The organism is Pseudoalteromonas sp. PAST1 (assembly GCF_021532515.1).
GTDB lineage: Bacteria > Pseudomonadota > Gammaproteobacteria > Enterobacterales > Alteromonadaceae > Pseudoalteromonas > Pseudoalteromonas simplex.
This window is the reverse complement of the sequence record NZ_JAKGBH010000100.1, coordinates 1-5162: the sequence shown is the minus strand read 5'-3', so window position 1 is coordinate 5162 and position 5162 is coordinate 1. Positions and strand designations below refer to the sequence as shown.

Here is a 5162-nt window from a genome sequence, read left to right as displayed (position 1 = left end):
ACAATCGCCAACTGGTTGAAGCGATGATCAAAGTGAAGGCGCTAAATAAGATCAACACCCTTGGTCTGCCTAAATATCAGTAAGTTAAGTGAGTTTATTAGAGAGCTGCATTTGATCAACAAGGCCACACCAAGTAGTCAGATAAGAACCGTTCTACATCTCTGATCATCTCTTTAACTTCAATATCATTGAACGACCCCCAATCACCATGTGCCGCACTATTTCTAATATCAGCCAGAGCTGTAATCCTTTTCTGTTGCAACTTGTTGTACACACCAGCTTTGGCTAGGTCTGAATTCATTTTGTCGAGCTTCGCGTGTGGTATTGAGTTATCAGTACAAAGGTCTCGCAAAGTCGTTTCTAAAACTACTCCTGCAACGACTGCAGCAGGGCCCTTATAACCGCTATTAAGAAGCTCTATGGCCTGCTCCAGCTCAGAGTCGAACAATTCTGCTTGAACAAGGTTTTTTACTGATGACAGAAACCCACCCTGAAAGTCATCTTTCGCAGCCATAAAAACAGGCTTTACTCTTTTGAGTACGCTATAGCTATCATCCACCATAGGTATAGGCTGTTCAGCTTTAACAAATGCATTAATATGCTCGCTATCGTTACCACACGTCTTAACAATTAGCGATTTAGCCTTAACCTTCCACTCATCAAACATTTCTTCGTTAATTTCATCGTAGTTCGCATATCCACTCTGTTTTGTAACCTTGGTTTCTTCAATGCGTAATGCTTCATCTGCCAAGTCATCGTATCTTTGTGATAATTTTTTGATCATGATGATGTCCTATGTATTTGAGGTTGTAATACCGAATTAAACGGCATAGTAATACTTGCTAAAATGTGCAACTAAGTGGAGCCGAGCAAGCATTAAAATGTCTAAATTTTAAATGCCTTGTATGTTTTAATTACGCAATAGCCTTACTTCTTTCAATAGGTATTCTTTGGCTGCTTCGTCATTTATTGAGGATATTATTTTTTCTGTAAGAGTAATTAGCCTTAAAAAGCCAACATTCAACTCTTCATCATTAGGTGTTTCAACCCCGTGAAGCAAGTTATTTCTAACCCTTTTGAAATAGTTAAGCTCAGTAGCCTCATCCTTTGAGATCACTCCATCTGATACTAAAGGTTCAAATTTTGCGGTAAAGAATTTTTTATGGTGTCTGTTTCTCTCTTTGTGAATAGTAGAGACTGCCTTCTCTAAAATAATCCATGACTTAACAAAGTACTCGAATCCTGAAACATCATTAGTCGTACCGAGTGAACGTTTGAAATATTTTTTTAATTTATCGCTGCTCTCAGAGTCCTTATATGAGTCATTAAGAATCATAGTAAACAATTGATCTGTAATAGTTTCCTTTTCACTTTGGTTTATCTTACTAAGATATTCGGAGATTTTATTTATGCTTATTTTTTCTGAGTCAGATAAATAATTAAAAAGTATTTTCGTATCACCTAGCTTTAATTTATTTATGTAATTTTTATTGAGAGAGTTTGTGATAAAACTTGTAAATTCATACCTATTTGATATGTCATCTTTGTTTTTTGCTCTCTCGGTCATTGCCTTTTGAAGCCTTTCAAGAGCTATTTCACCTGTCAGAACTAGTCCATTAATTTCATCTAAGATTGATAGCTCTTCTTGAGACAAATTTCCAGAAAAGGGTTTATAAACAAGGTCATGCTCAACTTCTGACCAAGCGTGCATTAAAACTGATGCCACTTGAATTTCAAATAAAGCACTTTCGTAACGTTCTTTCCCTTGAGTGGCATTTTTTACATTGACTCTATAATGCGACGCCCAATACCCAGAAAATCTTTTTTCAAACTTTGGTTGATGAGAGCTCTCTGGAAATATCTTTCGTTTATTGACCGTAAAAATATCTTTGATTATTTCATCTACCAAATCCCTATCTTTAGGGAAATATAGAGCGACTCGAACCCCAGCTAAATCAACTATATCGTCGAAAATATCATTTACATCTTTATAAGGTACCTTCTTATTTCGTTGCTCTAATTTAAGCTTTAATCTTTCTGGCCTTTTAGCACGAAATGAAACAATGGCTTTAATACCTCTTTTTTCTAGTTCTTGCTCTAACAGGTTAGCTCCTATCTTTGCAAGTTCAGAATAGTAATCATATTGCCGACCGTATTGTTCTATAAAATCCTCTATAACACTCATCTAAATCAACACTCCTTGCTAGAACAATAAAACATAATTTAAAAGTGCGCTAATCGTGTATATTTCTGCCAATTTAACGCTCATTTCTATACCTTATATAGTTTTAACAAATTACCTAAGACATTACTATCACGAAGTTTTCTAAAATTTTTGAGTAAAGTTAAATAGATAAATGTGTGTGTGCTGCTCATTTTCATAGATATATGCAAAAAGAGCAGCCTGACCAGTAAATATTATATTTAGCTAACTAAAAGCTGTCCTTTAACGCCCTTACATTCCCCCACTTTGAGAAATAAATAAGTAAGCACTTAAGATAGAAACTGGGCGAAGTCGTAAATACATATTAAACAGAACATACTGAACCAATAATAGGGTTTGAAAACTATAAAAGCCCACTAATGTGGGCTTTGGTAGGACTAACTACTAGGACAAAATTTTTAATTCTTTGCTTACGTAAACTAAGCTTTGCTTAACCTAAAAATCTGTATTATCACTGATACCTGCATCATCAAATCCCCAGTCCGTGGCACCATGGTCGTCATCAAACGTTATGATCCCGCCTTCATCCGATAACATAAAGCTATGGTCTGTGTGGTTTACATGGCACTCATCAGTACTCGATATTGACTCAGACAAAGCTAAGTTGTCATTAATATCAATTAACGATACAGGCTCTGTGAGGGGCTCTGAAATATCACTTTCATCTGAAAGCACGCAAGCAGTTGCAGCAGCCATATCTATCTGCGCTGAGAGGTTCAAAGGGTTGTTCAGTATGTCATCACATACATCAATTGGGGTTATTTGTGTGTCTATATCTTCTTCTATAAATGGCTCTACAGAACAATGGCCGAATAGTTTTAAACTTAGTAAGTCTGTCATAATTGCACCTTAATTTTCGTTTTGGCGCTATTTGACTTTAAGAATTTAAAACTCATTTGCAAACATATTTTTATAAAAACTTTTATCGGCTAAAAAGTTTTCAAAGATAAAAAGTGTTGACTGCTTTTATCTATGGCTTTGTTTCTCGTGCAGCGCTAAACACCAGCCTGTTTACGGTTTAATCACAGCTAATGCTGTGCAGGCAAACCATCTTATCTATCTCATAATTCGTTATCCTTGGCTCTTTGTAGAGCTTGTTTATCAATAAAAGCAAAGATACTCGTCCCGCTACAATTCGAGATTCAGTATCTGTTTTTTTGTCAACGAGACAATCGTACACGCATTACCAAAGATTAATAAAAGTAGATTATGCAGAAAGTGTTCTGCTGTTAATTACAAAGCGAAGCGTCATCTCGCATCAAAGCAACCGCTTTGACTGCAATAAAAAGCAGTTGTGAAACAACTCAATAAATCGCGTAGTAAGAATAATTGCGAAGCCAATTTTCGAGCGCAGCAGCGCATGTCCGACTGTGGCGGACTAACCCCGCTTTTGTTTTTGTGGAGCAAAAATTTACTGTGAAATAGCGAAGCAATGAAACAGTAAACCTAAAAGTGAGGGCACGAACGACTGCCAGCTGTACAAGCAACATGATTTATCAATGCGCAGCCTGGCATGGCAAAAGGGGGGTTAGTGCGGCGCAAGCCGGACATGCGCTAAGCGTCAACCCTAGAAGCGAACGCTTCGTAGAGCCAGCTCGTTGACGAATGTCAACATTAGAGCAGGCGTGGGTTGTAAGCGTTTAATCTAAAAGTGAAACTTTGTGATTAATGAAGTGAAACTTCTTATTTAGTTTATTTATAAGTATTTTCATTGGGTGTGGTGAAGCGAATGCTTCTCCTAATGAAAAACCGATTATTCTTCACTATGTTAGCAAAATTCGTATCACTCAAACCTTCATATCTCCAAGTAAACAAATCACGATGGAGATAAAAAATGACGATAGATAAAGATACCTCAGGTATTACCAACAGTAATGTATATCTGCCCTACTTTGACATCGATATGCATTACAAAAAATATAAAAACCGACGACAACAAGGCCAGGTAAAACTAGAGTGGACAATAAAACATGCAATGCGGTTTGGATTTGTATCAGCGATTGTGTGTGCAGAGGTATGGCAAACAAATAGAGCAAAGACATTAGAGTTTTTAAACAAACTCGTTGGTATGGGGTTACTTCAAACAGCTAAAACAATTCGCGCAGCTGATGGTCGCGTCTATGTATTAACATACGCAGGCGCACAATATGCACGTGAGTTAACACAAATCGACTTCCCTTTTCGGTCAACATCAGAGCCTATACAACAGGTGAATCAAAATTCAATTATGCATGACAGCATTTTAAGTTTAGTGCTCGCGCTTGGTATTCAAAATAGTAATACTGACGGTATACCCAACCCGCTCTGGAAAGCCTATTTGACTGAGTTGGAGTTTAAACGTCTGTTCCCATCAAATGATGTAAAAAACGTTGATGCGCTAGTATTACTGAACAATAGCGAAGTCGCTGCAATTGAAATAGAGCACTCATTCAAGCGAAAACAACAGCATGAGCAAAGCATTTTAAAATTTAAAAGCGCACTATTTGGTGAGCAGAAGTTATATGACAAAGTCTTTCTCATAGTAGCATCAACAAAAATTCAGAAAGACACACAGCGCTTCTACCAACAGCTACTGAGTGAAATGCCAACACGGTATGACAAGAAAACAAAGCTGCCACTGCTGAAGGAGGCAGAAGCTGAGATAATGAATGAAAAAATAATTATTAGAACGAAGTTTATTAACTTGATTGATGATAAGTTTTATTCGGAGTTTTAGAGTTAATATTATAGATCTGAAATAAATCTGTTAGGGTCTATACTTCCCAAAATATAAAGCTTTAGTAAGTAAGACAAACTATTGATAAATGAATAAGTGTGATTACCAAGGGATACTGACGGTATAAGTACCAAGCGATTTTGACGTAATCACACTATCAATGTTGCCGAGCTTCGGCAAGTTTTGCTAACCGTAACGCAGTCGTATTCATATTTTCCCTTA

General features: G+C 36.8%; 4 protein-coding genes. 1 reads left to right on the top strand and 3 read right to left on the bottom strand.

Annotated features, from left to right (window positions below):
- Positions 1 to 115: 115 nt before the first annotated feature.
- The 3 genes from L1272_RS22540 to L1272_RS22530 form a co-directional block, all read right to left on the bottom strand.
- A complete protein-coding gene (locus L1272_RS22540; RefSeq protein ID WP_235374335.1) occupies positions 116 to 784 on the bottom strand; it encodes a hypothetical protein in 669 nt (222 codons plus the stop codon).
- Positions 785 to 910: 126 nt separating this feature from the next.
- The gene (locus tag L1272_RS22535) at positions 911 to 2185 is read right to left on the bottom strand and encodes a GTP pyrophosphokinase (RefSeq protein WP_235374334.1); all 1275 of its coding nucleotides are present in this window, start codon (positions 2183 to 2185) and stop codon (positions 911 to 913) included.
- Between the two features lie 474 nt (positions 2186 to 2659).
- Positions 2660 to 3064, bottom strand: coding sequence for a hypothetical protein (locus L1272_RS22530; protein ID WP_235374333.1), 405 nt, complete (start codon positions 3062 to 3064; stop codon positions 2660 to 2662).
- Positions 3065 to 4058: 994 nt separating this feature from the next.
- On the opposite strand from L1272_RS22530, the gene L1272_RS22525 reads away from it, so the two are divergent.
- Positions 4059 to 4940, top strand: coding sequence for a hypothetical protein (locus tag L1272_RS22525; protein ID WP_235374332.1), 882 nt, complete (start codon positions 4059 to 4061; stop codon positions 4938 to 4940).
- The last annotated feature ends 222 nt before the right edge of the window (positions 4941 to 5162 follow it).

Bases quoted from the DNA above. Each gene is read 5' to 3' on its own strand.
- L1272_RS22530 (WP_235374333.1), bottom strand. From the start codon at position 3,064: ATGACAGACTTACTAAGTTTAAAACTATTCGGCCATTGTTCTGTAGAG.
- L1272_RS22535 (WP_235374334.1), bottom strand. From the start codon at position 2,185: ATGAGTGTTATAGAGGATTTTATAGAACAATACGGTCGGCAATATGAT.
- L1272_RS22540 (WP_235374335.1), bottom strand. From the start codon at position 784: ATGATCAAAAAATTATCACAAAGATACGATGACTTGGCAGATGAAGCA.
- L1272_RS22525 (WP_235374332.1), top strand. From the start codon at position 4,059: ATGACGATAGATAAAGATACCTCAGGTATTACCAACAGTAATGTATAT.